This is a genomic window from Azospirillum sp. TSH100 (assembly GCF_004923295.1).
Lineage (GTDB): Bacteria > Pseudomonadota > Alphaproteobacteria > Azospirillales > Azospirillaceae > Azospirillum.
The window spans coordinates 2,674,311-2,700,271 of record NZ_CP039634.1; the positions used below are offsets into that span (position 1 = coordinate 2,674,311).

Sequence of the window (25,961 nt, forward strand, 5' to 3'; positions counted from 1 at the left end):
CGAACAACCGAGCACAGCGTATGTCCGCCCCCATCATCGTCTGGTTCCGCAACGACCTGCGCCTTGCCGACAATCCGGCGGTGACCGCCGCCGCCCAGGCGGCCGGAGAACGCGGCGCAGCCGTCATCCCGCTCTATATCCTGGAGGAGCAGACGGAGGACGACTGGGGGTTTGGCGGGGCGCAGCGCTGGTGGCTGCATGGCAGCCTGGAACGGCTCGCCACCTGCTGCGCCCGCCACGGCTCGCCGCTGGTGCTGCGCCGGGGCGAACCGGCCGCCGTGCTCGACGCGCTGATCGCCGAAACCGGGGCGGGCTGTGTGCTGTGGAACCGCCGCTACACACCCGCCCAGACCGCCCGCGATTCGACGATCAAGGAGCGGCTGAAGGCGCGTGGCGTCGATGCCCGCAGTTTCAACGCCGCCCTGCTGGCCGAACCCTGGACGGTGCGTAACAAGAGCGGCGGCCCGTTCAAGGTGTTCACCCCTTTCTGGCGCCATCTGTCGGCCACGCTGAACCCGCCGCTGCCGACCCGCGCGCCTGCTGCCCTGAGGACACCGGATCCCTCGCCGGCCAGCGACCCGCTGGAAAGCTGGGGCCTTCTGCCGACCAAACCCGATTGGGCGGCCGGGCTGCGCAAGCGCTGGGTGCCGGGGGAGACGGCGGCGCTGTCCCACCTCGCCGATTTCCTCGACGGGCCGGTCGGGGTCTATGCCACCGAGCGTGACCGGCCGGACCGTGCCGGCACCTCGGCCCTGTCGCCCTATCTGGCCTTCGGCGAGATCGGGCCGCGGCAGGTCTGGCATGCCGCCCGCCATGCCGCCGATGCCCGGCCGGAACTGGCGCCCGGAATCGACGCCTTCCTGCGTGAAGTGGGCTGGCGAGAGTTCCAGTATCACCTGCTGCACCACGCGCCGGAGTTGCCCGACAGCCCGCTCGATCGCCGCTTCGCCGATTTCCCCTGGCGCGAGGATGCCGCCGGGCTGCGGGCGTGGCAGCGCGGGCGTACCGGCTATCCCATCGTCGATGCCGGAATGCGCCAGCTGTGGGAAACCGGCTGGATGCACAACCGGGTGCGGATGATCGTCGCGTCCTTCCTGGTCAAGGATCTGCTGCTGCCCTGGCAGGAAGGCGAACGCTGGTTCTGGGACACGCTGGTCGATGCCGATCTGGCCCAGAATGCCGGCAACTGGCAGTGGGTGGCCGGCTGCGGCGCCGACGCCGCCCCCTTCTTCCGCGTCTTCAATCCGGTGCTGCAGGGCGAGAAGTTCGATCCCGAGGGTGACTACGTCCGCCGCTATGTGCCTGAGCTGGACCGCCTGCCGCCGCGCTGGATCCATCAACCCTGGGCGGCGCCGACCGAGGTGCTGCGGCAGGCCGGCGTCCGGCTGGGCGACGATTACCCTCGGCCGATCCTCGACCATGCCTCCGCCCGCGACCGGGCGCTGGCCCTCTACAGCGACCGCAAGGGCAAGGTGGAGGCGGCGGACTGACCGCTGATCTTCACCGAACGGTCACCGCGACGCCGGCAAACGGTCATGCAGGCGGACTATTCTTCACAGAGCGGCCCGGTGCGGCCGCCCGTCCCAAAAAGCCGTCCCAAAAAGAAAGAACAACCGCCACCTGAAAAGGCGGAACTGCAAGGCGGCCCTTCCCGCGGGGCCGCCTTTTTCCTTGTCGCGTTGCATCGGCCGGAAGAGTGTTATAAAGTAACACCCATGTCCGCGCTTCACGACCATACCCACTGCATCGCCGATGCCCTGACCCGTGCCGACGCGCTGTGCGCCGAACGGGGGGCGCGGCTGACCTCGTTGCGCCGCCGCGTGCTGGAGCTGGTGTGGTCCAGCCACCGGCCACGCGGCGCCTATGCGATCCTGGAGGACCTGAGCCAGCAGGACGGCAAGGCGGCGGCGCCGCTGACCGTCTACCGCGCGCTGGAGTTCCTGGTCGAACAGGGACTGGTCCACCGCATCGAATCGCTGAACGCCTATGTCGGCTGCGCCGCGCCGGGGGCTGTCCATTCCGGGCAGTTCCTGGTGTGCGAGGCCTGCGGCGATGCCGCCGAGATCGACGATCCGGGGGTCGGCGCCGCCATCAAAGCCGCAGCGGCCGGGCACGGCTTCCGTGTCCAGCGCCCCACCGTCGAAGTGCGCGGCCTATGCAAATCCTGTCAGGAGACTTCCCGTTGAGCGCTTCCGCCGCCCCTCCCGCCCGTCTTCCCGTCTCGGTGCTGACCGGCTTCCTCGGCAGCGGCAAGACCACGCTGCTCCAGGCGCTGCTGCGCAACCCGGCCATGGCCCGCACCGCCATCGTCATCAACGAGTTCGGCGAGGTCGGGCTCGACCATCTGCTGGTCGCCAAGGCGTCCGAGAACATGGTGCTGATGGACAGCGGCTGCCTGTGCTGCACCATCCGCGGCGATCTGGTGGATACGCTGCGCGACCTGTTCCTGAAGCGGGTGAAGGGCGAAATCCCCGATTTCGACCGGGTGGTGGTGGAGACGACCGGCCTTGCCGATCCCGCCCCGATCATCCACACGCTGATGTCGGACCCGCTGCTGGCCGCCCGCTTCCGCCTGGACGGCGTCATCGCCACGGTGGACGCGGCGCACGGCTCGCTTCAGCTCGACCGCCAGCCGGAAAGTGTGAAGCAGGCCGCCGTCGCCGACCGCATCGTGCTGACCAAGACCGACGTCGCCACCCCGGCGGCGACCGTCGCCCTGATGCAGCGCCTCGCCGCCATCAACCCGGCCGCCCCGGTGATCCCTGCTGCCCATGGCGAGGTCGATCCGGCCAAGCTGTTCGACGCCGGCCTGTACAATCCGGAGACCAAGAGCCCCGACGTCGCCCGCTGGCTGCGCGAGGAGGCCTATCGCGACGAGCAGGCCAAGGCGCACGAGCATCACCACCACGGGCATCACCACCACGGGCATCACCACCACGGGCATCACGATCACGGCCATGAGCCTCATGACCATGACCATCATGGGCACGATCATGACCACGACCATCACGACCACGGGCATGACCACGGGCACGGCGACCATTGCGGCCCCGACTGCGGTCATGACCATCACCACCATGACGCCAACCGCCATGACGACCACATCCGCGCCTTCTGCATGGTGATCGACCGGCCGGTTCCCTGGAACGGCTTCGTCGACTTCATGGAAGCGCTGATCGCCCAGGCCGGCGAGAATCTGCTGCGGGTGAAGGGGCTGCTGAACGTCCAGGAAAGCGACCTGCCGGTGGTCGTGCACGGCGTCCAGCACATGTTCCACCCGCCAGTGCGGCTGGAGGACTGGCCGAGCGACGACCACCGCACGAAGCTGGTCTTCATCACCCGCGACGTCGGCCAATCGGTGATCGAGCCGCTGTTCAACGGTCTGGTCTGGGGCGAGGGGAAATAAGGGTCACGGCAGGGAGGGAGCATCGTCAGTCGAGGCTTCCTCCCTCACCGCTCCACCACCCGCCGCAACGGACTGTCCCCCACGGGCCACACCCCGCGGTCCGCCGCCTTCGCGCCGTCGAACACCAGCCAGCTCTGCCGCCCGTAATGCGGCAGCGGGCGCACCAGCGCGGTCAACGCCTCGGCATCGGCGCCCGACACCACCAGCGCCGTCCGCCCATCCGCCGCGCGCGACACCCACACCCGCGCCGTGCCGCGCCCGGCCAGTTCGGCCGGCGCCGGCGGCAGTCCGCGCCGCTCCAGATCCCGGGCCACCGCCGCATCGGTCCCGACCAGCAGCAGCGGCACCGCACCACCACTCCCCTCCTTGCCGGCACCGTCCATCAGGCGCCCGGCAAGTATCCGCGCCGCCTCCGCCGCATCGCCATCAGCGGCGATCACCCGCTCGGCCTCCGGCCGCAGGGTGACGTCGCGCAGGATCGGCGGCGCCTCGCCCGGCGCCAGCCGGCGGAACAGGTCGAAGTCCGGATCAACCGACACCGCCCGCACCGCCGCCTTGGCGGGCACCCGCAGGGTCGCCTGCCGGCCGTCGAATCGAACGACATGGTCCTCCACCCCGGCCGCCGTCTCCAGCCGCACCGGCACCGACAGGGTGTAGGGCGCTTCGGCCTCCTGCCGCAGGGTCAGCAGCACGCCGCCGCCATCCGTCCTGTCATCCGCCCCGACATCCACCAGCGTCAGCATCGGCGCGCCCCGGCGCTCGACCCACTGGCCGAACAGCCTGCCGAGATCTTGGCCGGACGCCGCCTCGAAGGAACGGCGAAGATCGGACCAGCCGGCGTTGCGGAAGGCAAAGCCGCTCCAGAACCGGCGGATGCCGGCGTCGAAGGCCTCGCGGCCGATCTCCGCCTCCAGCATGTGGAACAGCATCGCCGCCTTGCCATAGCCGACGATCTGCGAGGCATCATGCGTCTTGGACAGGAATTCGGTCAGCGGACGGTCGCGCTCGGCCGGCAGGGCGGCATAGTCGCGCAGCCAATCCAGCCGCATCGCCCGCGCCGCATCGGTGCCGCGCGCCTGGGCGGCGGCATAATCGGCCATGTAGGTGGTCAGTCCCTCAGCCCAATTGCCGGGCCAGTTGCCGCCCTCGCCGACCCGGACGCCGTTGCCCCACCAGTTGTGCATGATCTCGTGGGTCAGCGACTGGCTGCGGATGAAGGGCAGCGGCAGCACCGCCCGGCCGATGGCGGTCAGGCCGGGAAAGCCCAGCCCGACCGGCGGCGGAACCGAAACGATGCTGAAGCCGTCGAAGGGATAGGCACCGATGCGGGCGGAGCCGTCGGCAATGGCCTGCTGCGACAGGCCGAGATAGCCGTCGGCCAGCCCGCCCTGTTCCGGATGGCGGTAGAGCCGCAGGCGCAACCCGTCCGCCATCCGTTCGTCAACCGTCCAGGCCCCGGCGAAGACGGAGGGTTCCTCGACGCTGCGATCCTCGGAGAACACGGCACGATAGCCGGCGGCGTCGCGCCCCTCCTCGACCAGCCGGCCAGTGGCGACGGCGACATAGGGCGCCGGCACCCGCACCGACAGGCGCCAGGTTGGTGGCTCGTCGGCCGCAGTCGCCGGATCCGGCAACCATCCGCTTAGCCCCGGCAGGAAAGCGCCGTCGCCATCCAGCGCCAGAGCGGTTCCGACGGCGAAGCCCGGCAGCCGTCCGCCATAGCGGATGGTCACCGCTTCCCCACCCTCAGGCACCACCAGCCGCAACCCGCCGCCGCGCCGGTCCACCGGTATGAGACGGTCGCCGGCCCGAACCTCCTGCACCGCCAGGGCCGGATCCAGCCGCAGGGACCGCGCCCCGGCGGGCAGGTTGAGCCGGTCCACCACCTCGATCCGGCTGGCGGCAGGATCGAGCGTCAGGTCGATGTCATGATGAAGAGGTGCGGCACCGGCCGGAGCAACCACGCCCAGAACCAGCCCCGCCAGGGCCATGGCCCGGAAGCACGGGATCGTCATGGCCAAGACTATAGCGCTGAAACGGCAGGGAACCAGCGGCAGCGGAAACCCTGCCCGTGCCGCGGCGGCTCAGGCCGCGCGGATACTGGTCATGAAGGTCTCGACCTCACTCCGCAGCTTGTCGGCAACTCCCGCCAGCCGGTCGGCCTCGCCCAGCATCGCCTCGGCCTTGCCGCCGGCATCGGCGGATGCCTCGTTGGCGCCGGCCACGTTCAGCGACACCGCCTGCGCGCCCTCCGCGGCGTTATGGACATTCCGCGAAATCTCGTTGGTCGCCGCACCCTGCTCCTCGACGGCGGCGGCAATGGTGCCGGCGATGCCGGTCATCTGGCCGATGATGCTGCCGATGTCGCGGATCGCCACGACCGCCGCGTCGGTCGCCTGCTGGATCTCGGAGATCTTCCGCTGGATGTCCTCGGTGGCGCGGGCGGTCTGTCCGGCCAGCCCCTTGACCTCGCTGGCGACCACGGCGAACCCCTTGCCATGCTCCCCGGCGCGGGCGGCCTCGATGGTGGCGTTCAAGGCCAGCAGATTGGTCTGGCCGGCGATCGAGTTGATCAGGTTGACGACCTCTCCCACCTCGTTGGCGGCGCGCACCAGACCATCCATGATCTCATTGGTCTTGGTGGCCTCGTCGACCGCACGATGGGCGATCTCGCTCGACACGCCGGCCTGCTTGCCGATCTCGCTGATCGAGCAGGTCAGTTCCTCCGCCGCCGCGGCGACCGATCCGATGCTGGACTTCGCCGTATCGGCGGCCTGGAAGGCGGCGGTGCTGCGGTCGGTGGCGACGCTGGCGCTGTCGGCCAAGGTTCGGGCCGTCCCCCGCATGGTGCCGGCCGATGCGGTCACCAGCCGCACCACCTCGCCGATCGAGTGCTCGAAGGAATCCGCGAGCGATGCCAGCAGCGCGGCACGATCGGCCTGCGCCTTCACCCTCATTTCCTCCTGCTGCAAACGCAGGCTGTGATTCTCGGCGGCGCGTTCCTTGAAAACACTCATCGCGGCAGCCATCTCACCGACCTCGTCACGCCGGCCGGCATCCGTCACCGCGACCGTGACGTCGCCGTCGGCAAGGCGGCGCATGACCTGGGTCAGCCGCGTCAGCGGCTTGGTGATCGAACGGGCGATCAGCAGCGCCATGATCGCCGCCATGCCGCCCAGCAGAGCCGCGACCAGTCCGGCTTCGATCGCATGCGCCCGGAAATCGGCCTCGATATGGTCGACGAAAACGCCGGACCCCACCACCCACTTCCATCCGGGCGACATTGCCGCATAGGCGACCTTCAGAAGCGGCGTCTCCTCGGCGGTCCTCTGCCAGGAGAAATACACATGCCCACCGCCGGCGCGGGCCGCCTCGCCCAGCATCCGGGCATAAGGAACGCCGTTCACATCGCGGACCCCGTCGAAGTCACGGCCTTCCAATTGCGGCTGGACCCCGTGAACCAGCAGCTTGTTGTCCGGGCTGGTAATGAAGAAATAGTCCGACCTGCTGCCATAGCGCATGGTGCGGATGACATCGCGCGCCTTGGTCTGGGCCTCCTCGGCGGACATCTCTCCCTTGGCCGCACGGTCCTCGAAATAGCGGACGACCCCCAACGCAACTTCCACCACGGCGCGGACCTTGTCCTGGTTCGCCGCCTCCTGCGAGCTCCGCATCGACTGAAGCAGAAGTCCGCTTCCCATGATGAAAGCCAGAAGCATGACGATCGGCAGACTGATCAGCTTCCGGTGTATGGTAATTCTCAATTTCATTTGAGACCCTTAACAAAGAGGCGGCCGTTTCGAGACCATTATAGGCACCTTCTCCCAGGGCGAAGTTGATTTGAACCCTTATTCCTTATGGAAATTTTGTCGCATACACCGTGCGAAAAGATATTCTGCCGGAGCGACAGCAATCTTTCAGTCGTCGGAATTTCGATTGCCCCGATCCAGCACAAGTGCCAGAAGCCGTGCAAGACTGCCGTCGCGGATTCCCAACTCTTCCAGATGCTCGACCGTGTTGGCGAGGTACTCGATGTTCGGGCCGCGCTGGCCACGGCAGCCCGCCAGACGGCGAATCAATGCGGACTCGTCCAGGCCCCGGCAATATTGCGGATGGCCGCGGTCGACGACGAAGCAGCAGGCGTTGACCGACTCCAGCCCTGCGGCCGAACGACCGTCACGCAGGCGGACCCGCAGCATCCTCGGCAGATAGACGCGGCTGTCCATCTCCCGCTCCCACAGGTAATCGAGCGCCGCCGGCACGTCGGCCGCAGCCACCCGGAAGACGATGCCCCGGCAGGATCCGCCGCGGTCGAGCCCCAGCACCAGCCCCGGACGCTCCGGCGTTCCGCGATAGCGGAGGGAGGAGACGCAGAAGCTGCGGTGGTATCCCGGCAAAGTCGCGGCATGCCGCTCGACAAAGGTGAAACCCGGGTTCCACATCAGCGAACCATAACCGAACACCCACAGGTCGGCACCGGGCTCGACGGAGATGTCGCGGGTCCAGGCGGGATGCGGAAGCGGGGAGTCGGGGGCCATGGATAATCGCCGGGCGGGATCGCTGGAGAGAGTAATGGGAAAAACGGAACCGGATCGGTGGCGACCGAGCCTAGCATGCGGGTTCGGGGGTCGCTATAACGGTACGGAGATGGAACGGACATGCCACCGATGCGACCCAACACCAATTCCCAAGCCCCGCGCCGCCTGCTGACCGGGCGCCGGATCGCGACCATCCTGGTGCTGATGGTCGTGCTGCTGCCGGCCATCGCCTATTCGTTGTGGTGGTGGCAGGCGGCCCGCACCGTGCGCGACGGGGTGGAAAGCTGGGTCGCCGACCAGCGGGCGAACGGTGCTGTGGTGGAGCATGGCGGACTGACCATCCACGGCTTCCCCTTCACCCTGCGGGCGGAGCTGGACAAGCCACATCTGGCGACGCGCGGCGCCGACTGGCAAGGCGCGCGGCTGGTGGCGGAGGCAGCGCCCTGGAACCCCACGCACATCACGCTGACCTTTCCCGGCGAACACCGCCTGTCCGTGGTCCAACCCGGCCAGCCGCCGGTCGACATCCTAGCCCCGACCGGGGGAAGCGGCGACGTTACCATGCGGATGTCCGGAACGCTGGAGCGGCTCGCCCTGCGCTTCACCGGGCTCACCGCCCAGGTCGCCGGCCAGCCGGTGCCGGTCGCCGCCCTTGATGTCACCGCCGCCCAGCCCGACCAGCCGCCGGCCGAACGCGGTGCCGCCGGCCTCACCCTGACCCTGACCGCCGACGGGCTGACCCTGCCCGACGGCATGCCGGCGAACCTGGGCCGCGAGGTGAAACGGACCGAACTGACGCTGCGAGTCATGGGAACCCCGCCGCGGCCGGAACCGGCCAGCCTGTCGGCCTGGAGCCGCGACGGCGGCACGGTGGAGGTCGACCGGCTGGCGCTGGACTGGGGCCCGCTTGCGGCAGTCCTGTCGGGCACGCTGGCGCTGGATGCCCAGTTGCAGCCGCAGGCGGCGCTGACGGCGGAGATCCGCGGCGCCCCCGCCATTCTCGATGCGGTGAAGCCGATGATGCGCCCGAACGAGGCCGCCATCGCCAAGACCGTCCTGACCATGCTGGCCCGTCCGACCGGTCCCAACGGCGAACCGGTGGTCACGGCGCCGGTGACGGTGCAGGACCGCTCGCTGTTCGTCGGGCCGCTGCGGGTCGCGGCCCTGCCGAAGGTCGTCTGGTGACAAAGGCGGGGTGGGGCCCCCTGCCTGAACGGTGGGTCTGAACGGCGGAAATGCAACACCTGCCCGGATGCATGACGGTTCCGTGACCGGCGCATCTTGTTTCACACCGCGCGTCGGGGCAAATTGACGCAGTCCTTGTCGCGGCTGCCATGGTGCGTCGGTCGATGTGTCGGTTTCTTGCCTATTGCGGCGAGCCTGTGTTCCTGGAAACGCTGGTCTGCACGCCCTGCCATTCCCTGATCGAACAGTCGATGCACGCCGCGGAGGCGAAGACCGAAACCAACGGTGACGGGTTCGGCGTCGGCTGGTACAGCGAGCGGACCGAGCCGGGCCGCTATTGCGAGATCCGCCCGGCCTGGTCGGACGAGAATCTGCAATCGATCTGCAGCCATGTCCGCTCCCACCTGTTCTTCGCCCATGTGCGGGCGGCGACCGGCACCGCGGTGAGCCGGGCCAACTGCCACCCCTTCAAGGCAGGGCGCTTCCTGTTCATGCACAATGGGCAGGTCGGCGACTGGCCGCGCCTGCGCCGCCGGGTGGAGGCAATGATCCCGGACGAGCTGTACAGCACCCGAACCGGCACCACCGACAGCGAGGCGATCTTCCTCGCCGCCCTCGGCGAGGGGTTGGAGCGGGATTCGGTCGGCGCCTTCCAGCGCGTGCTGCACGCCATCCGCGACGAGATGCGGGCGTTGGAGATCACGGCCCCCTTGCGCTTCACCGCCACCTGGACCGACGGCGACCGTGTCTGGGCGGTGCGCTGGGCCTCGGACGACAAGCCGCCGAGCCTCTACTGGCGCCGCGCCGAGAACGGCCTGATCGTGGTGTCGGAACCGGTCGACGCCCAGCGCGACCAATGGCGTCCGGTCCCCCCCAGCGGCGGACTGATGGCGCGTATCGGCTCGGCGCCGGAGATGTTCACCTTTCATTGAGGGGAAGCGGCGGCACGGATGCCGCCCGCGTCTCACAGATCCAGCAACCGGTCCTTCGGCAGCAGGATCGTCACCGCCGTGCCGCGGCCGGGCGCGCTGTCCAGTTCAACGCCGCCGCCATGCAGCTCGGCGAAGCGCCGCACGATCGGCAACCCCAGCCCGACCCCCTCATGCTGGCGCACCAGCGAGCGCTCGGCCTGGGTGAAGGGGTTGAAGATGCGTCCCATCAGCTCGGTGGGGATGCCCGGTCCGTCGTCACGCACGGTCAGCCCGACGAACTCCCCGCGATCCACCACCGCAACCCCGACATGACCCTCGGGCTGGGTGAACTTCACCGCATTGTCGAGCAGGTTCAGCACCATCTCGCGCAGCCGCCGCCGGTCGACCCGCATGCGGAAGGACGGACAGGGCTGGACGGTCAGGGTCACCCGCTTGCCCGCCGCCTTCGGCCCCAGCATCTCGGCGCAGCCGGTCAGCAGTTGCGGGATGTTGACGTCGCTTTCCTGGATTTCGATGGAGCCGGTGGAGCCCCGCGTATAGTCGAGGATGTTGTTGACCATGGTCAGCAGCGACCGGCCGCTTTCTTCGATCAGCTTCACATATTCCAGGTAATCGGGATGGCCCAGCTTGCCCATCCCCTCCCCGGCCAGCACGTCGGCGAAGCCGATGATCGAGTTCAGCGGCGTGCGCAGCTCGTGACTCATCACCGCCAGGAAATCCAGCTTGGCACGGTCGGCCTTGCGCGCCGCCTCCAGGGCGTCGGACAGCTCGGCCGTGCGCTCCGTCACCCGGTGTTCGAGTTCGCGGTTCTGTTCGGCGGCGCGGCGGTAGAGCTTGCGGATCTCCACCATGTTGCGGACGCGGTGCAGAAGCTCCCAGGCGATGAAGGGCTTGGTCAGGAAGTCGTTGGCGCCGAGCTCCAGCGACTTGCGCCGGGTCTCCTGGTCGGTCTGGGCGGTCAGCACCAGGACCGGCACGTAATCGTCGCCGAAGACCGGCTTCAGCCGCTCCATCAGGTCGAAGCCGCTCATGTGCGGCATGCGGATGTCGATCAGCAGCAGGTCGAACGGCTCGGCCGCGCACAGGTCCGGCACCTTGCGGGGGTCGGTTTCCCCCCGAACCCGGCTGTATCCGTCATGGCTGAGGATTTCACGCAGCAGGTCGACGTTGGACGGGTTGTCGTCCACGATCAGGATGCTCGCGTCCTTGACCTGCTGGGCGAGCGCCGGGTCGAACTGGCTCCTGTTCATCGGGAGCATGCACCTTTGAACCGTCCGCTTGGGAGATAAGGTTCGCCTCTGAACGGATCGAATGCAATGGAAATGAGCGGACAACTTTACAAGGTTCCGCTCAGGCCCGCTTCTCCCAGCCGCCGCGGTCGGTCTGCTGCCAATAGGTCAGGCTGTGGCCGGCCGCCTTGCAGGCCCTCCAGCGCTGGCGGGCGGCCAGCACCGCCTCCTCGTCATTGCCGTCGAACAGGTCGCAGACGAGGTCGAAACTGTCCATCCGGTCGCTGACGCATCCGTCCACCGTCACCAGCACGGTGGCGTTGTTCGGGTTCTCGTCGGCATCGGTCAGCCATACCGGCTGGCGCTCGGCGAAGCCGTCGCGCGCCGCCCCATGCGGCAGGAAGGAGCCGGGATCGTAGGTCCACAGATGCTGATTCAGCATGTCCACCCGCTCCGGAGAGCCGGCAAGCACGACGGCACGCCAGTCCCGCTCAAGAACCTTCTCCAGGATCTTGGGCAGCGCCTGTTCCATCGTGCGCCGTTGCAGGTGGTAGAAGCGGACTTCGGTCATGGCTCCTTCACGCACGCATCAAGCCTCTGGCATCAGCCTTCGTGGAAGTCCGCCACGAAGCGGTCGAGCAGGCGCACGCCGAAGGCCGACGCCCCCTTCGGAACCGTGGCGCCGTCCTTCTTCGCCCAGGCAACGCCGGCGATGTCGATGTGGGCCCACGGCACGTCGTTCACGAAGCGCTTCAGGAACTGCGCGCCAACGATGCTGCCGGCCCCGCCGCCCGACCCGGTGTTCTTCATGTCGGCGGCCGGCGACTCGATTTCCTTGTCGTAATTGTCGCCCAGCGGCATGCGCCACACCGGCTGGCCCACCTTCAGACCGGCAGCCGTCAGGTTCATGGCGAGGTCGTCGTTGTTGGCGAACAGGCCGGCATGCTCATGACCCAGCGCGACGATGATGGCGCCGGTCAGGGTGGCGAGGTCGACCATCAGCTTGGGCTTGTAGACGTCCTGCGCGTACCACAGGCAGTCGGCCAGCACCAGGCGGCCTTCGGCGTCGGTGTTGATGACCTCGATGGTCTGGCCCGACAGCGAGGTGACGATGTCGCCCGGACGCTGCGCCGTGCCCGACGGCATGTTCTCCACCAGGCCGACGATGCCGATGGCGTTGACCTTCGCCTTGCGGGCGGCCAGCGCGTACATGGTGCCGATCACGGTGGCGGAGCCGCCCATGTCCCACTTCATGTCTTCCATGCCGGCCGCACCCTTGATCGAGATGCCGCCGCTGTCGAAGGTCACGCCCTTGCCGATGAAGGCGACCGGGCGCTTGTCGTCGGCGTCCGGGTTGCCGTTCCAGCGCATGACGACCACGCGCGGCTCGAAGGCGCTGCCCTGGGCGACGCCCAGCAGGGCGCCCATGCCGATCTTCCGCAGCTTCTTCTGGTCGAGAATCTCGACCTCGACGCCGAACTGCTCCAGTTCCTTCGTCTTCTCGGCGAGGCTTTCCGGATAGATGACGTTGGCCGGCTCCGACACCAGATCGCGGGTGAAGCGGATGGCGTCGGCCAGCGTGTCCAGCTTCTTGAAGGCCGACTTGGCCGCACCCTCATCCTCGACCAGCAGCGTCAGCTTGCGCAGGCTGGGCTTCGGCTCCTTCTTGTCGGCCTTCCGGTCGTTCGTCCGGTACTTGTCGAACTTGTAGCTGCGCAGCTGCGCGCCGAAGGCGATCTCGGCGGCGGCGGCGGCCGGCGACAGGGAAGCGCCCTCCGGCAGTTCGACCAGCAGCGCCGCCTCGTCGGCAGCCTTGTCCAGCGCCACGGCGATGGCGCCGCCGGCGGACTGGAGAACCAGATCGGTCAGGTCGGCGCCCTTGCCGATGCCGACCAGCAGGACGCGGTCCAGATCGGTCCCGGCCGGGGCGAGCAGCGTCAGCGTCTCGTCCTTCTTGCCGTTGAAGCGGGCAGCGGCCATGGCGCGGGCCAGCGCCCCGCCGGTCTTCTGATCCAACTCGCGTCCGATCAGCCCGAGGCTGCGGTCGGCGGCGACGGTCACGGCGAGCACGCCGGAGGACGGCAGGGACGGCTTGGCGAAGGAGAACTTCATCTGGTCCTCTTGAGGGGGGGGTGGGCGAATACGCCCGGATGATGTCAGCGGCGGAAAGCCTACCCCACCGATAAGGAGCGCGCCACCCCGGCTGTCAAGGGCGGGGAGGCCGAGACCTCCCCGACCCAGCCTCACTCAGGCATCGATCGCCTTGCCCAGCTCGACCGGATCGACCTCGCCCTGCTCCAGTGCGACATCCGAAACCGTCTCTTCCGCACGACGCTCCAGCACGGCGGCGAAGAAGCCGTCGGTGTCGTGCTTCGCCGGAGTCAGCCGCAGATACGGACCCTCGACCGGCGGCGGCGCGCCGGCCTCCTCCTCCGCCCACACCTCGGCGACCGGCTTGACGATGAAGTCATGGTGCGTTTGCAGGAACGCCTCGACCTGCGCCTCGTTCTCGTCATGCAGCATGGAGCAGGTGGCGTAGATCAGCCGCCCGCCCGGCTTCACCAGACGCGCGGCGCTGTCGAGGATGTTCGCCTGAAGCGGCAGCAGCTGCTCCAGCCCCGGCCCGAGCTGGCGCCAGCGGGCGTCCGGGTTGCGGCGCCATGTGCCGGTGCCGGAGCACGGCGCATCGACCAGCACGCGGTCGAACTTGCGCTTGTGGCGCTTCACCCAGGGATCGCGCTCGCTGGTCAGCGGATGGGCCTCGATGTTGTGCAGGCCGGCGCGGCGGAACCGCTCGGCGGCGCGCTTCAGGCGCTTGTCCAGCACGTCGCAGGCGACGACCCGGCCCTTGTTCTTCATCAATGCAGCGACGGCCAGCGTCTTGCCGCCGGCGCCGGCGCAGAAATCCACCACCTGATGGCCCGGCTTCGGCGCGACGGCCAAGGCCACAAGCTGCGAGCCCTCGTCCTGGATCTCGACCAGACCGTCCTTGAACGCCTCGACGCTGCCGAGCGGCGGACGCCCCTTCACCCGCAGGCCCAGCGGCGACCATTGCGTGGTCTCCGCCGTGATCTGCGCCTTGGCCAGCGCCTTGATCGCGCTCTGCTGGTTCGCCTTCAGCGGGTTGATGCGCAGGTCGAGCGGCGCCGCCTCCAGCAGCTTCTCCATCTCCACACCGAAGCGGTCGCCGAGCGAGGCGCGCATCGGCGCCTCCGCCCAGTCCGGGCATTCCACCCGCACCGTCTCCGGCATGTCGGGATGGTCCATCGTGTGGCTTTCCAGCTTGCCGACCATCGCCAGCTCGTCGTCGGTCAGGCGGGCCGGGGCGAACTTGCCGCCGCTGAACATCTCCAGCACGACGCCGGCGTTGCGGCTCTCTTCCAGCAGCAGATAGGCCAGGATGCGGGCGCGCGGGGTGGGGCGCTCGTAGCCGCCGCGCTCGATCCACCAGCCGAGCCGGGCATGGCGGCGCAGGATCGCGTAGGCCATCTGGGCGATGGCGGTGCGGTCCTTCGAGCCGATGTAGCGGCGGTTGCGGAAATAGGCGCTCATCACCGCGTCGGCGGGGCGAGGGGTCTCGTCGATCTCGGTCAGCAGATCGATGACCGCCTGGAGGCGGGCGGCGGGTGTCATGGCGTCTGGTCCCTTGGGGTGTCTCATGGCGGCGAACGGGACCGGCAGCCCGCATGTTCCCCCGAACACCGGGGACGGGATGCAAACTGCGGACGGTCCTACGCGTATGGGCTGTCGATACCGCGTTTGCCGCGTCCTGTCACGCCTTGCCGCCGCGCGGCTGCCCCGCTTGCCCCCCGGAACCCTCCCGCCGGGCCCCCGCCCGTGACAAGCGGCCGCGACCTATCCGAAAGTGCAGGTCAGGGGTTGACGACTCGAGGTAACCACCGGCACAAACGGGAGGGTGATGTGACCTTATCGTGACCGGACCGCGAGCGCGTTCAAACGGTCCGTGGGTCTTCGACGGACAGATTTGATGCTGGGGACGGAGTGCGCGATGGCGGCTGCGGCTGGGGTGGCGTGTGCGCGTGACGTGAAAAAAGCCGTACGGCGCAGCCTGAGGCTGGCGCTGATGGGCGGTCTGCTGGCGATGCTGGCGGCCTGCGCCGGCACCGATCCCACGGTGGATGGTCAGCGACGGACGGCCCAGCGCCCGACCTGGGATCAGGTCTCGCCCGACTTCCGTCATCTCGCCGGCTGGATCGACGACGATCATGCCCAGGCGGTACCCGCCGTGCAGCGCACCTGCGGCTGGGTCAAGAACCAGCCGCCGGGCAAGCCGATGGGTCAGCTGCGCGCCGCCGGCACCACCGACGACTGGCGCGCCATCTGCGCCGCCGCCCGCGACCTGCCCCCCGGCGACAGCGAGGCGGCCCGCCGCTTCTTCGAGAGCTTCTTCACCCCGCGCGACGTCAGCAACGGCGAGAGCGGCCTGTTCACAGGCTATTACGAGATCGAGCTGCACGGCAGCTGGACGCCGAGCGAGCGCTACAACGTCCCGCTCTACCGCATGCCGGCCCGCGGCAAGAACGGCCTGCCCAGCCGCGCCCGCATCGAGAACGGCGCGCTGAAGGGCAAGGGATTGGAGCTGATGTGGGTGGACGACCCGATCGACGCCTTCTTCCTTGAAATCCAGGGGTCGGGCCGGGCGATCATGGCCGACGGGTCGGTGGTCGGCATCCATTACGCCGGCCAGAACGGTCACAGCTATTACCCGATCGGCCGCCATATCATCGACATCGGCGACGCCACGCCGGAACAGATGTCGTTGCAGACGATCCGGCGCTGGCTGAAGGACCATCCGGCCGAGGCCCAGCGGGTGATGAACCTCAACCCCTCCTACGTCTTCTTCAAGGTGAAGCCAGAGGTCGGCGCCCGCGGCGCCCGCAACATGGAGCTGACCCCCGGCCGCAGCCTCGCCGTCGATGCCGACCATATCCCGCTGGGCGTGCCCCTGTGGCTGGAGGTGCGCGACGCCCCGGTGCCGGGCGGCGCCATCAACCGGCTGGTGGTGGCGCAGGACACCGGCGGCGCCATCAAGGGTCCGGTGCGCGGCGACCTGTTCTGGGGCCACGGCCCGCAGGCGGAGGAAGGGGCCGGCGTCATGAAGGCGCGCGGCCACTATACCATGCTGGCGCCGCGCAACCTGTCGGTCCAGACCGCACAGCGGAAGTAACGGGGCGGAAGTGATGGCGGCGGGCGAGGAAATCCGGCTGGAACGGCTGACGGATTTGCCCGACCGGGCGATGGCTGTGGCAGCCCTGGAGGAGATCTTCTTCGCCTCCACCACCCGGACGGAATTCGCCTCCGCCGCCGACCGCGCCGCCTTCCTCGCCACCTGGACCGGCTGGTTCGTGGAAGACGCGCCGCGGGACATCTGGATGGCGGTGGCGGCCGATGGTCGGATCGTCGGCTACCTCACCGGCTGCAAGGACAGCGCCGGCTCGGCGGAACTGGCCCGGCGCATTCCGAAATACGAGGTTTTCGCCGACCATTTCGCCGCCTACCCCGCCCATTTCCACATCAATGTCCGGCCGGGCTGGCGGGAGCATGGGCTGGGGCGCCGGCTGCTCGACCGCTTCACCGAGGATTGCCGGGCCGACGGGTTGGCCGGCGTGCATCTGGTCACCGCCGTCTTCGCCCGCAATGTCGAATTCTACCGGCGCGCCGGCTTCACCGACGCCTGCCAGCGCGGCCCCCTGCTGTTCCTCGGCAGGCGCCTGTGCTAGGCAGGGGCGTTCCCCTCCCGGAAAGCCCCCTGCCGGAAAGCCTGCTGTCATGACCCGCCCGCCCCTGCTGATCGAAAGCCCGCAGAACCCGCAGTTCAAGCTGTGGGAATCGGCGCTGGAAAGCCGCGGGCTGAAGAAGAACGGCAAGTTCCTGCTGGCCGGCCTGAAGACGGTGCCGGAAGCGCTGCGCCAACATCCCGAGCGATTCGAGCGGCTGCTGTTCACCGACCCCGCCCAGATCGCGGGGTGGCGCCTGCCGCCGGGTGTCGAACCGGTACAGCTCGCCCCCGCCCTGTTCCGGACGCTGGACGTGTCGGGCACCGGCTTTCCGCTGCTGGTCGGTGCCGTACCGAAGATGCCGGCCATCGACCTGTCGCAGCCGCCGCACGGATTGGAACTGCTGTGCGCGCTGGGCGATCCCAGCAATCTGGGCGCCCTGCTGCGCAGTGCGGCGGCCTTCGGCGTGTCGCGGATCGTCCTGCTGGAGGGGGCGGCGCATCCCTTCCACCCCAAGTGCCTGCGCGCGGCCTCCAATGCCCAATTCGCGCTGACCCTGTTCCGTGGCCCGCGCTGGAACGCGGTGAACGAGGCGGCGGGCCCGCTCTATGCGCTGGACGGCGGCGGCGAGGATCTGACCCGCTTCGACTGGCCGGCGGACATGCGGCTGATCCTGGGCGAGGAGGGCCAGGGCGTGCCGGCCGACTGTCCGGCGGAGCGGCTGTCGGTGCCGACGACCGGAACGGTGGAGTCGCTGAATGCCACGGTGGCGGTCAGCGTGGCGCTGTTCGCGCGGTATGCGGCCATCAAGGGGTAGGCATTCCCTACCCCATCACCGACGCCAGCACCTGCACCACCTGATCCGACCCGTAGGGCTTCTTCAGCACCGGCACATCCGTGAAGCGCTCCGGCACCGCGGCGAACTCGCCGTAGCCGGTGGCGAACACGAACGGGATTCCCAACTCCCGCAGCCGCTCGGCCACAGCGACCGAAGTCTCGTTGCCGAGATTGATGTCCAGCACCCCCACCACCGGCGGGTCCTCGTCGATCAGGCGCAGCGCGTGACGGACGCCGGCGGCGGTGTTGACACGGCTTGCGTTGAAGCTCAACAGCACGTCCTCCGTCGCCATGGCGATGATCATGTTGTCCTCCAGCAGCAGGACCGGGCCGCCGATGGAGAAATCGGCCGCCGGCACCGGCAGGCTGCGGCCGCCGCCGCCCGGCAGGCTGTCGGCGATGGTGACGAACCGGGCCGGGATCATGAAGCGCGCCCGCAGGCCGGACAGGGCATAGGTCACCTCCGCCTCGCCCTGCAGATCATGGGGAACCGAGCGTTCGATCACCGTGGTGCCGAAGCCGGTCCGCGACGGCGCCCGCACCGGCGGGCCGCCATTCTCCTGCCAGTCGATCAGCAGCCGCCCGCCCTCGTCGATCGACCAGTCGGCCTCGACCCAGCCGCCGCTGTCGCTGAGCGCGCCATATTTGGCCGAATTGGTGGTCAGCTCATGCACCACCAGTGCGAAGACGGAGAAGGCCTGCGGCGCCAGCAGCACCTCCGGCCCGGACAGGCGCACCCGCTCGCTGCTGGCCGACAGATAGGCGCCGACCTCCGCCACGATCAGGGCGCGCAGCGAGGCCGGTCCCCAATTGTCGGCGGTGATCTGGTCATGGGCACGGGCCAGCGCCTCGATGCGGCCGGCGACGATGGCGACGAACTGCTGCACCGTTTCCGCCCCGCTCTCGCTCTGCCGCACCAGCGCGCGGACGAGGCTGAGGATGTTGCGGACGCGGTGGTTCAACTCGGCGATCAGCAACTCCTGCCGCTCGGTTGCCTCCTTGCGGGTGCGGCCGGCGACGTCGGCCAGCCGCAGCACCACCTCCAGCAGGGTCACCCGCAGGGATTCGGCATTGCGCTCGTCCAGTTCGGTCCAGGGCTTCGACCGGCCGCGCACCGTCTCCTTCCACGCCTCGAAGCTCTTGCGCGGAGTCAGGCGCGGACCATTGGGGCCGTATTCCGCCGGCTTGGTCGGGTCGCCGCCCCAGGTGATGGTGCGGACCAACTCCTTGCGGAAGAAGACCAGATAGTCGCGCGGCGTGCGCGACACCGGGATCGCCAGCAGGCCGCAGGCCCGTTCGGTGAAGTCGCCGGCCGCCGGATGGACGGTCCCCAGCTGGTCGGTCAGGTAGATCCTGCTGGGCGGCGTCCGGTGCAGGAAGCGCATGACGCCCAGCACCTCCTCCCGCGTCGGCGTCTCGCCTTCCATGTGCAGCTGGCCGTCGATGCAGCAGGCGAAGCCGTCGCAGTCGATCAGCGTCCGCAGCTCCATCGCGAAGGAGACGAGGCTGTCCAGCGGCGACTCGCTGTCGGCGATCATCGACATGATGCGGACATGGGCGCGGCGGGCCTGCGCCTCCTGCTGGCTCTCCTGCTCGCGCTCACGCCCCTCCAGCAACAGCGAGACCATCTGGCCGAACAGCTCGGCGGTGGTCCGCCGCTCGAAGGACAGCGAGCGGGCATGGCGGTGATGGCAGGCGAACAGGCCCCACAGCTTGCCGTGCCGCAGGATCGACACCGACAGCGAGGCATTCACCCCCATGTTGCGCAGATATTCGACATGGATCAGCGACACGCTGCGCAGCAGGCTGAGCGACAGGTCCAGCGGCTGCCCCAGCGGATCGACCGCCGGCATCACCGGCACCGGCGCCGCGTTGACGTCGCCGATGCAGCGCAGCCAGCTGCGTTCATACAGGCGCCGGGCCTGCTGCGGGATATCGGAGGCCGGATAGCGCTGACCGAGGAAGCTGCCAATGCCGTGCACCGCCGATTCCGCGATCACCTCCCCCGCCCCGTCGGGGGCGAAGCGGTAGACCATCACCCGGTCGAAGCCGGTCAGCGCCCGCATCTGCCGCGCCGCCTCGCGGCAGAACGCGTCGAAACCACGGGTGTTCTGCACCCGCGCGATCATCGAACGCAGCAGCGATCCGGAATCCTGCGGCCCCTCCCCTTCGCTCGGTTCGGCCTCGATCACAATGGTGGAGCCGGACAGGTGGACCGCCACGTCGCAGACCGGGGCGACGTCCGACAGATGAACCCCGAAGGCACGCTCGACGCTGCCGTTGATATGGGCGATCTGCAGCCGGCCGCGAATGGTGTGCAACGCCTCGCCCGTGATGACGCGGGCCAGCGGATGCCCCAGCAGGTCATCGGGCTCCACCCCCAGCCAACGGCCGATGTTGGCGGAGACATGGACGACGATCCAATCGGCCGTGACGGCGATCAGGAAACCGGTTGGTTGGATAAGGCCCAGCTGGTGGATGGGCTCCCGGTCGCAATCGGTGAGGTCGACTGACCCCGAAGGAACCGCGCCGCTCATCGAGCAAAGACTTCGGACAAACGCGACCTCTAGCGGAAGCTGGACCGGCGTCGTTTGTCACGCACAGCCAAGGGATTTCAGAAACAATCTAGGCAGGAGGATGGATCGTCGCAACGATCCAAAATGGCTATTCCTATGTTCTGATTAAGAGACGTTAACTTAACATAGGATAAGATTTTGGCCGGATTGGAGCGCGATCGAGTTCATCAGGCTTTGGCTGCGCGGGAGGCGCCGCCATTACGACACAGCACTTTTTCAACTCCAAATGAGCATTGGAACCTGGAGTTGGCGCCTCCTCCCAAGGGACCCCAAAAATTCCGTACCGGACCCATTCATCTCCGGCGGGCTGCCCGAGAGCTGGCCATGGTCCAGGGTGATGGCCATTCCATGACCACCGGGATCCGCCATGACAATCCTTTCGCTTGCAAACGACTCCACTGCCGAGGACGAGCGCATCCGCATCCGCGACGTCACGCTGCTGTCCGACGACTGGTATGTGCTGAAGAAGACCACTTTCGACTATCGCCGCCGCGACGGCAGCTGGCAGACCCTAAGCCGGGAGACCTATGACCGCGGCAACGGGGCGGCTCTGCTGCTCTACGATCCGACCCGCGGCACCGTCCTGCTGACCCGGCAGTTCCGCTTTCCCGCCTATGTCAACGGCCACGTCGAACCGCTGCTGGAGGTCTGCGCCGGCCTGCTCGACGACCGCAGTCCGGAAGACGCGATCCGGGCCGAGGCCGAGGAGGAGCTCGGAGTGACCATCCAGGCGCCCCGCCGGGTATTCGACGCCTTCATGAGCCCCGGCTCGGTAACGGAGCGGCTGGCCTTCTTCGTCGCCGAATACCGCGCCGCCGACCGCAGGGACGGCGGTGGCGTCGCCGAGGAGGGCGAGGACATCGAGGTGGTCGAGTTGACCTTCGCCGATGCCCTTGCCATGGTCGGCAGCGGGGCGATCCTGGACGGCAAGACCATCATGCTGTTGCAGCACGCCGCCCTTCACGGCCTGCTGCCGCGGTGACGGCAACCGCCCGCCCCGCCGGACCAGGAGATTGGGAGCCGGGCGATTCGGACGGGGACTGGATGATCGACGACGCGGAGTTAGATTGGGAGGATATCCGCGCCTTCCTGACCACGGCGCGCTGCGGCAGCCTGACGGCGGCGGCGCAGCGGTTGCGGTTGAGCCAACCCACCCTCGGCCGCCGGCTGAAGCGGCTGGAGGAGGCGCTGTGCGGCCCGCTGTTCGACCGCTTGCCCAACCGGCTGGAGCTGACGCCGCTCGGCCGCTCGGTACTGGACAGCGCCGCGGCCATGGGTGACGCCGCCGCGGCCTTCGCCCGCAACGCGGACCGGCTGGCCGCGACAAGCCAGCCGGTGCGGGTGACGGCGACCACCTCCGTCTCCGCCTTCCTCACCCTGCATCTGCCCGACCTGCTGGCGGAGACCGGGGCAGAGACAGGGGGGGTGGGCCTGACCATCCTCAGCACCCGCAACGCCCTGAATCTCGCCCAGCGCGAGGCCGACATCGCGCTGCGCATGGACCGGGTGCCGGCCGAAGGCAATCTGGTCACCCGCCGGCTGGGGCGCTTCGGTTTCACGCTCTATGCGGCGCGGGGGGTGCGTGACGACTGGTCAGGCCGCTGGGACGGCGCACCGGTGGTCGGGCTGCCGGAGACCCGGCGGCGGCCGTCACAGTCGGGATGGGTGGACGACACCGTTCGGGAACGCGGCGGCCGCATCGTGGCGCGGCTCAGCGAATTGCCGATGCGGCTCGACGCCGCCCGGCGCGGGATGGGGATGACGCTGCTGCCCTGCGTGCTGGGCGATGCCGAACCCACACTGGTCCGCGTCATCGATCCTCCGGCCGTCCTGCGTGAGGATGTCCATCTGCTGGTCCACCGCGACCGGCGCGACGCGCCGGCCGTCGCCGCGGTGGTGGATGCCCTGGTCCGCCTGTTCCGCCGCCATGCCGACGCGCTGGCGGGAGAGCAGCATTCCTAATCGCAGCGTATGCTCCGGGCCTCAGCCGCGGCCGGCGATCAGGCTATCGGCGGCGGCGCGGGCCTCGGCGGTGACAGTGGCGCCGGACAGCATGCGGGCGATCTCCTCGCGCCGCTCGTCGCCGTCCAGCTCGGCGACGCCGGTGGTGACCTGCTCGCCCTTCTGAGACTTCTGCACCTTCAGATGGACGGCCCCACGCGCCGCGACCTGCGGGCTGTGGGTGACGACCAGCACCTGGAGGCCATGGCCCAGAGTTTCCAGCCGCTCGCCCACCGCGGCGGCGACGGCGCCGCCGATGCCGGTGTCCACCTCGTCGAACACCAGCGTACCGACGGTGGAGGTCTGGGCCAACACCACCTTCAAAGCCAGCATGAAGCGCGCCAGCTCACCGCCAGACGCGATCTTGTTCAGCGCCCCCGGCGGCGAGCCGGGGTTGGTGGCGACCTGGAAGGCGACGCGGTCGATTCCGGACGCGCTCCATTCCGATTCGTCCAGCGGCTCGACCAGCGTGCGGAATTTGGCCTTTTCCATCTTCAGCGGCGCCAGTTCGGCGGCGACCGCCACGTCCAGCCGGCCGGCGGCCTCGCGGCGGGCAACGCTCAGCGCCTCGGCAGCCTTGTGGAAGGCGGCGCGGGCCTGTTCGGCCTCCTTCGCCAGCTTGGCCAGCAGGTCGCCCTGATCCTCGATCAACAGCAGGCGGCCGGCCATCTCCTCGCGCAAGCCGGCCAGCGCATCGACGTCGACGCCATGCTTGCGGGCGGCGGCGCGCAGGGCGAACAGCCGCTCCTCCAGCTTTTCCAGCGCCCGCGGGTCCATGTCGACGCCGCTGGAGACGGCCTGGAGAGCGGCGATCGCCTCCCCCGCCTCGGTCGCGGCGCGGTCGAGGGCCGCGATCACCGGGTCAAGCGTGCCACCGGCCCGGTCGGCGATCCGGCTCAGCGTGCGGATGGCGGAGGACAGGGCGCGCTCGACGCCCCGGTCGCCGGACAGCTCCGCATAGGCGGCGTTCATGCCGTCGACCAGCTTTTCCCGGTGCATAAGCACCGCGCGGGTCTCCGACAACTCCTCCTCCTCGCCGGCCTTTGGAGCGAGCGCATCCAGTTCGGCCACGGCGTGGCGGAGATATTCCTCTTCGGAGCGGGCGCGGGCGATGTCGGCGGCGGCGGAATGGCGCGCGTCCTCCACCTGCCTCCAGGCGCGGTGGGCGGCGGCGACCTGCGCCGCCTGGGCGGACAGGCCGGCATAGGCGTCGAGCACGCCGCGGTGGGTCTGCGGATTCAGCAGGCCATGGGTGTCGAACTGCCCATGCACCTCGACCAGTTCGCTGCCAAGCGTCTTCAGCAACCCGACGCCGACCGGCTGGTCGTTCACCCAGGCGCGGCTGCGGCCGTCGGTGTTGACGGTGCGGCGGATCACCAGTGTTTGGTACCCGGCCGAGCCGTCAGCCGAATCGGCGTCCAGCCCCTGTTCCTTCAGGATGGCGAAGACCGGATGATCGCCCGACAATTCGAATTCCGCGGTCACGGCGGCCTGATCGGCGCCATGGCGGACCAGCCCCGATTCCGCGCGCGCGCCGAGGGCCAGCCCCAGCGCGTCGAGCAGGATGGACTTGCCCGCACCGGTCTCGCCGGTCAGGGCGCACAGGCCCTTGCGGAAGGACAGGCTCAGCCGCTCGATCAGGACGACGTCCCTGATCGTCAGCGACACGAGCATGGAGCGTCCTAGAACAGGGAGTTCCAGGCTCGATTGAGCCACGACTTCTCGTTTCGCTCGGGACGCAGGTTGGCGTCCACCAGCAGTGCGTAGCTGTCCGTGTACCATTCGCTGCCGGGGAAGTTGTGGCCGAGCACGGCCGCGGCGGCCTTCGCCTCGTCGGTCACGCCCAGCGCCAGATAACACTCCACCAGCCGGTGCAGCGCCTCAGGCACATGGGACGTGGTCTGGTAATTTTCAACGACGGCGCGGAACCGGTTGATCGCGGCGGTATACTGGTGCTGACGCAGATAGAAGCGTCCGACCTCCATCTCCTTGCCGGCAAGGTGATCGTTGGTCAGGTCGATCTTCAGCTTCGCGTCGCGGGCGTATTTGCTGTCGGGGAAGCGGCGGACCACCTCCTGCAGGCTGTCGAGCGCCCGGCGCGTCATCCGCTGGTCGCGGCGGACGTCGGTGATCTGCTCGTAATAGCACAGCGCCCGCATGTAATAGGCGTAGTCGACATCCGGGCTGCCCGGATGAAGCTGGATGAAGCGGTCGAGCGCCAGGATGGCGTCGTCGTACTTCAAATCCTGGTATTGGGCGTAGGCGGCAAGGAGCTGGGCCTTGCTGGCCGCATCCGCATAGGGATGCTGGCGCTCCACCTCGTCATAGAGCTTCGCGGCCTTCTTGAAGGACTCCTCGCGCATCGCCGCGTCGGCTTCCGACATGAGCTGGTCGGCCGGGCGTTCGACATACGCATCCTCCTTGGTGGAGGAGCAGGCGGACAGAGCGGCGGACAGGAGGATGGCCGTCAGCGGCAGGCGGTACGGGCGAGGAAGCATCGTCGTCTTGGGCGCTTTCGAAGTTGCCCCTGTATAGCACGCCGGGGTAAGGGCGCCGCAAGCGGTAACGCGGGGGTGGGCGATATGCCCCTCCCCGCTGCCGGCGGAAAATGGATGGAAAGCGCCTCAGCCGAACAGCGCGTCGATGTCGGCCTGGCTGATGTTGCCGCTGTCGGGCGTGGCTTCGGCCGGGCCGTGCAGGTCCAGGTTCTCGTCCTTCTTGGTGACGGACGGCGGCAGCGGCATCGCCTCGAATTCGCGCTTGTTCCACAGGCTCATCATCGCGTCGACACGCTCTTCGATGAAGGACATGGCGCGGACGACCTTGGTGATGCGCTGGCCGGTCAGATCCTGGAAGTTGCAGGCCTCATAGATGCGGACGATCACGTCGACCATGTCGTTGACGCGGTCGTTGTGATAGCCCTCCGGCAGCGATGACTTCAGCTCCGACACCACCTCTTCCAGCTCTTCGGCGCAGGCCATGATGGTGTTGGTCGCGGCCTCCGTCGCGGCGACGACGGCGCCCAGTTCCTGGCTGGCCTGCTGGAACTTGTCGTCACCGGCGAGCGGGTGGCGGATGGCGGCCATCTCCACCTTGGTCGCCTTGATCCGGCCGGAGATGTCGGCGATCTCGACCTGGATCTGGTCGATCTGCGCCGCGTCCATGGCAAGGAAGCGGTCGAGCTTGGCGCCAAGTTCGCTGACGGCCCGCAGCACTTCGGTGTTGTCGGCCTGGACCACCTGGGTCGGCGCCGGAAGAGCCGAAGACGCCGCGGCGCCATCTTCGATCAGGGCCTGGAACGGGTGCCCGGATTTGCGGGCTTTCTGAAGCTCGGCCATGAAGGGCTTGGTCATCTGCTTCATCCTCGGTCCCGCCTCTCGGAAACGGCCGGCTGTGGCCTGTGGTGATGGATGTCTGGTCGCGCGTCTGTTCTGCGTTCTGATCGGTTGACCGCCCTCCATCCGGCCATCGGCAGGCTGGGTCGGTCAATCCGGGGAAACCCATGAGGCTCTTCGGCCC

General features: G+C 68.6%; 21 protein-coding genes. 10 read left to right on the top strand and 11 right to left on the bottom strand.

Going from position 1 to position 25,961, the window contains the following annotated elements; genetic code table 11:
* Nucleotides 1-20: 20 nt before the first annotated feature.
* From E6C72_RS12680 to E6C72_RS12690, 3 genes are all read left to right on the top strand, one after another.
* On the top strand, nt 21-1,490 hold the full coding sequence (locus E6C72_RS12680; protein ID WP_109086127.1) for a deoxyribodipyrimidine photo-lyase: 1,470 nt from the start codon (nt 21-23) through the stop codon (nt 1,488-1,490).
* Between the two features lie 225 nt (nt 1,491-1,715).
* A complete protein-coding gene (locus E6C72_RS12685) occupies nt 1,716-2,186 on the top strand; it encodes a Fur family transcriptional regulator (RefSeq protein WP_109086128.1) in 471 nt (156 codons plus the stop codon).
* The gene (locus E6C72_RS12690; RefSeq protein ID WP_109086129.1) at nt 2,156-3,406 is read left to right on the top strand and encodes a GTP-binding protein; all 1,251 of its coding nucleotides are present in this window, start codon (nt 2,156-2,158) and stop codon (nt 3,404-3,406) included. Before E6C72_RS12685 ends, E6C72_RS12690 begins: the two co-directional genes overlap by 31 nt.
* Before the next feature lie 44 nt (nt 3,407-3,450).
* Here the strand turns inward: E6C72_RS12690 and E6C72_RS12695 are convergent, their stop codons facing one another.
* From E6C72_RS12695 to E6C72_RS12705, 3 genes are all read right to left on the bottom strand, one after another.
* Nucleotides 3,451-5,421, bottom strand: a complete 1,971-nt coding sequence (locus E6C72_RS12695; protein ID WP_109086130.1) for a M1 family metallopeptidase — start codon at nt 5,419-5,421, stop codon at nt 3,451-3,453.
* Nucleotides 5,422-5,490: 69 nt separating this feature from the next.
* The gene (locus E6C72_RS12700) at nt 5,491-7,080 is read right to left on the bottom strand and encodes a methyl-accepting chemotaxis protein (RefSeq protein ID WP_169055158.1); all 1,590 of its coding nucleotides are present in this window, start codon (nt 7,078-7,080) and stop codon (nt 5,491-5,493) included.
* 243 nt (nt 7,081-7,323) lie between these two features.
* Nucleotides 7,324-7,944 (bottom strand): gamma-glutamylcyclotransferase, encoded by a 621-nt coding sequence (locus E6C72_RS12705; RefSeq protein ID WP_109086132.1) that lies wholly within the window; start codon nt 7,942-7,944, stop codon nt 7,324-7,326.
* Nucleotides 7,945-8,073: 129 nt separating this feature from the next.
* Here E6C72_RS12705 and E6C72_RS12710 point away from each other — a divergent pair, with 129 nt between their 5' ends.
* Both E6C72_RS12710 and E6C72_RS12715 read left to right on the top strand, forming a co-directional pair.
* Complete coding sequence (locus tag E6C72_RS12710) at nt 8,074-9,129, top strand: DUF2125 domain-containing protein (protein WP_247875742.1); 1,056 nt, start codon at nt 8,074-8,076, stop codon at nt 9,127-9,129.
* A gap of 164 nt (nt 9,130-9,293) precedes the next feature.
* A complete protein-coding gene (locus tag E6C72_RS12715; RefSeq protein WP_109086134.1) occupies nt 9,294-10,061 on the top strand; it encodes a class II glutamine amidotransferase in 768 nt (255 codons plus the stop codon).
* A 32-nt stretch (nt 10,062-10,093) separates the two neighbouring features.
* Here E6C72_RS12715 and E6C72_RS12720 read toward each other — a convergent pair whose 3' ends face one another.
* From E6C72_RS12720 to E6C72_RS12735, 4 genes are all read right to left on the bottom strand, one after another.
* The gene (locus E6C72_RS12720) at nt 10,094-11,311 is read right to left on the bottom strand and encodes an ATP-binding protein (protein ID WP_109086289.1); all 1,218 of its coding nucleotides are present in this window, start codon (nt 11,309-11,311) and stop codon (nt 10,094-10,096) included.
* A 100-nt stretch (nt 11,312-11,411) separates the two neighbouring features.
* Nucleotides 11,412-11,861 carry a DNA polymerase III subunit chi gene (locus E6C72_RS12725; protein WP_109086135.1) on the bottom strand — a complete coding sequence of 150 codons (450 nt, stop codon included), beginning with the start codon at nt 11,859-11,861 and terminating at the stop codon, nt 11,412-11,414.
* A 32-nt stretch (nt 11,862-11,893) separates the two neighbouring features.
* Nucleotides 11,894-13,402 carry a leucyl aminopeptidase gene (locus E6C72_RS12730; protein WP_109086136.1) on the bottom strand — a complete coding sequence of 503 codons (1,509 nt, stop codon included), beginning with the start codon at nt 13,400-13,402 and terminating at the stop codon, nt 11,894-11,896.
* Nucleotides 13,403-13,537: 135 nt separating this feature from the next.
* Entirely contained in the window at nt 13,538-14,923 is a 1,386-nt protein-coding gene (locus E6C72_RS12735) for an RsmB/NOP family class I SAM-dependent RNA methyltransferase (RefSeq protein WP_109086137.1), read from the bottom strand.
* Between the two features lie 412 nt (nt 14,924-15,335).
* Here E6C72_RS12735 and E6C72_RS12740 point away from each other — a divergent pair, with 412 nt between their 5' ends.
* The 3 genes from E6C72_RS12740 to E6C72_RS12750 are packed head-to-tail and all read left to right on the top strand — an operon-like array spanning nt 15,336 to nt 17,845.
* Entirely contained in the window at nt 15,336-16,478 is a 1,143-nt protein-coding gene (locus E6C72_RS12740) for a murein transglycosylase A (RefSeq protein ID WP_247875743.1), read from the top strand.
* A gap of 13 nt (nt 16,479-16,491) precedes the next feature.
* Nucleotides 16,492-17,031, top strand: a complete 540-nt coding sequence (locus tag E6C72_RS12745; protein ID WP_109086139.1) for a GNAT family N-acetyltransferase — start codon at nt 16,492-16,494, stop codon at nt 17,029-17,031.
* A gap of 49 nt (nt 17,032-17,080) precedes the next feature.
* On the top strand, nt 17,081-17,845 hold the full coding sequence (locus tag E6C72_RS12750; protein WP_109086140.1) for an RNA methyltransferase: 765 nt from the start codon (nt 17,081-17,083) through the stop codon (nt 17,843-17,845).
* Between the two features lie 7 nt (nt 17,846-17,852).
* On the opposite strand, the gene E6C72_RS12755 is transcribed toward E6C72_RS12750, so the two are convergent.
* Nucleotides 17,853-20,402, bottom strand: a complete 2,550-nt coding sequence (locus E6C72_RS12755; RefSeq protein ID WP_109086141.1) for an HWE histidine kinase domain-containing protein — start codon at nt 20,400-20,402, stop codon at nt 17,853-17,855.
* A gap of 406 nt (nt 20,403-20,808) precedes the next feature.
* On the opposite strand from E6C72_RS12755, the gene E6C72_RS12760 reads away from it, so the two are divergent.
* Both E6C72_RS12760 and E6C72_RS12765 read left to right on the top strand, forming a co-directional pair.
* Nucleotides 20,809-21,423: an NUDIX domain-containing protein gene (locus tag E6C72_RS12760; RefSeq protein WP_109086142.1), complete on the top strand. Its 615-nt coding sequence runs from the start codon at nt 20,809-20,811 to the stop codon at nt 21,421-21,423.
* Between the two features lie 62 nt (nt 21,424-21,485).
* Complete coding sequence (locus E6C72_RS12765) at nt 21,486-22,403, top strand: LysR family transcriptional regulator (protein ID WP_109086143.1); 918 nt, start codon at nt 21,486-21,488, stop codon at nt 22,401-22,403.
* A 21-nt stretch (nt 22,404-22,424) separates the two neighbouring features.
* Here the strand turns inward: E6C72_RS12765 and recN are convergent, their stop codons facing one another.
* The 3 genes from recN to E6C72_RS12780 all read right to left on the bottom strand — a co-directional run bounded on the left by recN (nt 22,425) and on the right by E6C72_RS12780 (nt 25,795).
* Complete coding sequence (gene recN / locus E6C72_RS12770; protein WP_109086144.1) at nt 22,425-24,116, bottom strand: DNA repair protein RecN; 1,692 nt, start codon at nt 24,114-24,116, stop codon at nt 22,425-22,427.
* 8 nt (nt 24,117-24,124) lie between these two features.
* A complete protein-coding gene (locus E6C72_RS12775; RefSeq protein ID WP_109086145.1) occupies nt 24,125-24,940 on the bottom strand; it encodes an outer membrane protein assembly factor BamD in 816 nt (271 codons plus the stop codon).
* Between the two features lie 126 nt (nt 24,941-25,066).
* Nucleotides 25,067-25,795, bottom strand: coding sequence for a hypothetical protein (locus E6C72_RS12780; protein WP_247875744.1), 729 nt, complete (start codon nt 25,793-25,795; stop codon nt 25,067-25,069).
* Between the last annotated feature and the right edge of the window lie 166 nt (nt 25,796-25,961).

Excerpts from the sequence above, each read along its gene's own strand:
- E6C72_RS12680 (WP_109086127.1), top strand. The coding sequence starts at position 21 with ATGTCCGCCCCCATCATCGTCTGGTTCCGCAACGACCTGCGCCTTGCC.
- E6C72_RS12685 (WP_109086128.1), top strand. The coding sequence starts at position 1,716 with ATGTCCGCGCTTCACGACCATACCCACTGCATCGCCGATGCCCTGACC.
- E6C72_RS12690 (WP_109086129.1), top strand. The coding sequence starts at position 2,156 with ATGCAAATCCTGTCAGGAGACTTCCCGTTGAGCGCTTCCGCCGCCCCT.
- E6C72_RS12695 (WP_109086130.1), bottom strand. The coding sequence starts at position 5,421 with ATGACGATCCCGTGCTTCCGGGCCATGGCCCTGGCGGGGCTGGTTCTG.
- E6C72_RS12700 (WP_169055158.1), bottom strand. The coding sequence starts at position 7,080 with ATGCGGAGCTCGCAGGAGGCGGCGAACCAGGACAAGGTCCGCGCCGTG.
- E6C72_RS12705 (WP_109086132.1), bottom strand. The coding sequence starts at position 7,944 with ATGGCCCCCGACTCCCCGCTTCCGCATCCCGCCTGGACCCGCGACATC.
- E6C72_RS12710 (WP_247875742.1), top strand. The coding sequence starts at position 8,074 with ATGCGACCCAACACCAATTCCCAAGCCCCGCGCCGCCTGCTGACCGGG.
- E6C72_RS12715 (WP_109086134.1), top strand. The coding sequence starts at position 9,294 with ATGTGTCGGTTTCTTGCCTATTGCGGCGAGCCTGTGTTCCTGGAAACG.
- E6C72_RS12720 (WP_109086289.1), bottom strand. The coding sequence starts at position 11,311 with ATGAACAGGAGCCAGTTCGACCCGGCGCTCGCCCAGCAGGTCAAGGAC.
- E6C72_RS12725 (WP_109086135.1), bottom strand. The coding sequence starts at position 11,861 with ATGACCGAAGTCCGCTTCTACCACCTGCAACGGCGCACGATGGAACAG.
- E6C72_RS12730 (WP_109086136.1), bottom strand. The coding sequence starts at position 13,402 with ATGAAGTTCTCCTTCGCCAAGCCGTCCCTGCCGTCCTCCGGCGTGCTC.
- E6C72_RS12735 (WP_109086137.1), bottom strand. The coding sequence starts at position 14,923 with ATGACACCCGCCGCCCGCCTCCAGGCGGTCATCGATCTGCTGACCGAG.
- E6C72_RS12745 (WP_109086139.1), top strand. The coding sequence starts at position 16,492 with ATGGCGGCGGGCGAGGAAATCCGGCTGGAACGGCTGACGGATTTGCCC.
- E6C72_RS12750 (WP_109086140.1), top strand. The coding sequence starts at position 17,081 with ATGACCCGCCCGCCCCTGCTGATCGAAAGCCCGCAGAACCCGCAGTTC.
- E6C72_RS12755 (WP_109086141.1), bottom strand. The coding sequence starts at position 20,402 with ATGAGCGGCGCGGTTCCTTCGGGGTCAGTCGACCTCACCGATTGCGAC.
- E6C72_RS12760 (WP_109086142.1), top strand. The coding sequence starts at position 20,809 with ATGACAATCCTTTCGCTTGCAAACGACTCCACTGCCGAGGACGAGCGC.
- E6C72_RS12765 (WP_109086143.1), top strand. The coding sequence starts at position 21,486 with ATGATCGACGACGCGGAGTTAGATTGGGAGGATATCCGCGCCTTCCTG.
- recN (WP_109086144.1), bottom strand. The coding sequence starts at position 24,116 with ATGCTCGTGTCGCTGACGATCAGGGACGTCGTCCTGATCGAGCGGCTG.
- E6C72_RS12775 (WP_109086145.1), bottom strand. The coding sequence starts at position 24,940 with ATGCTTCCTCGCCCGTACCGCCTGCCGCTGACGGCCATCCTCCTGTCC.
- E6C72_RS12780 (WP_247875744.1), bottom strand. The coding sequence starts at position 25,795 with ATGACCAAGCCCTTCATGGCCGAGCTTCAGAAAGCCCGCAAATCCGGG.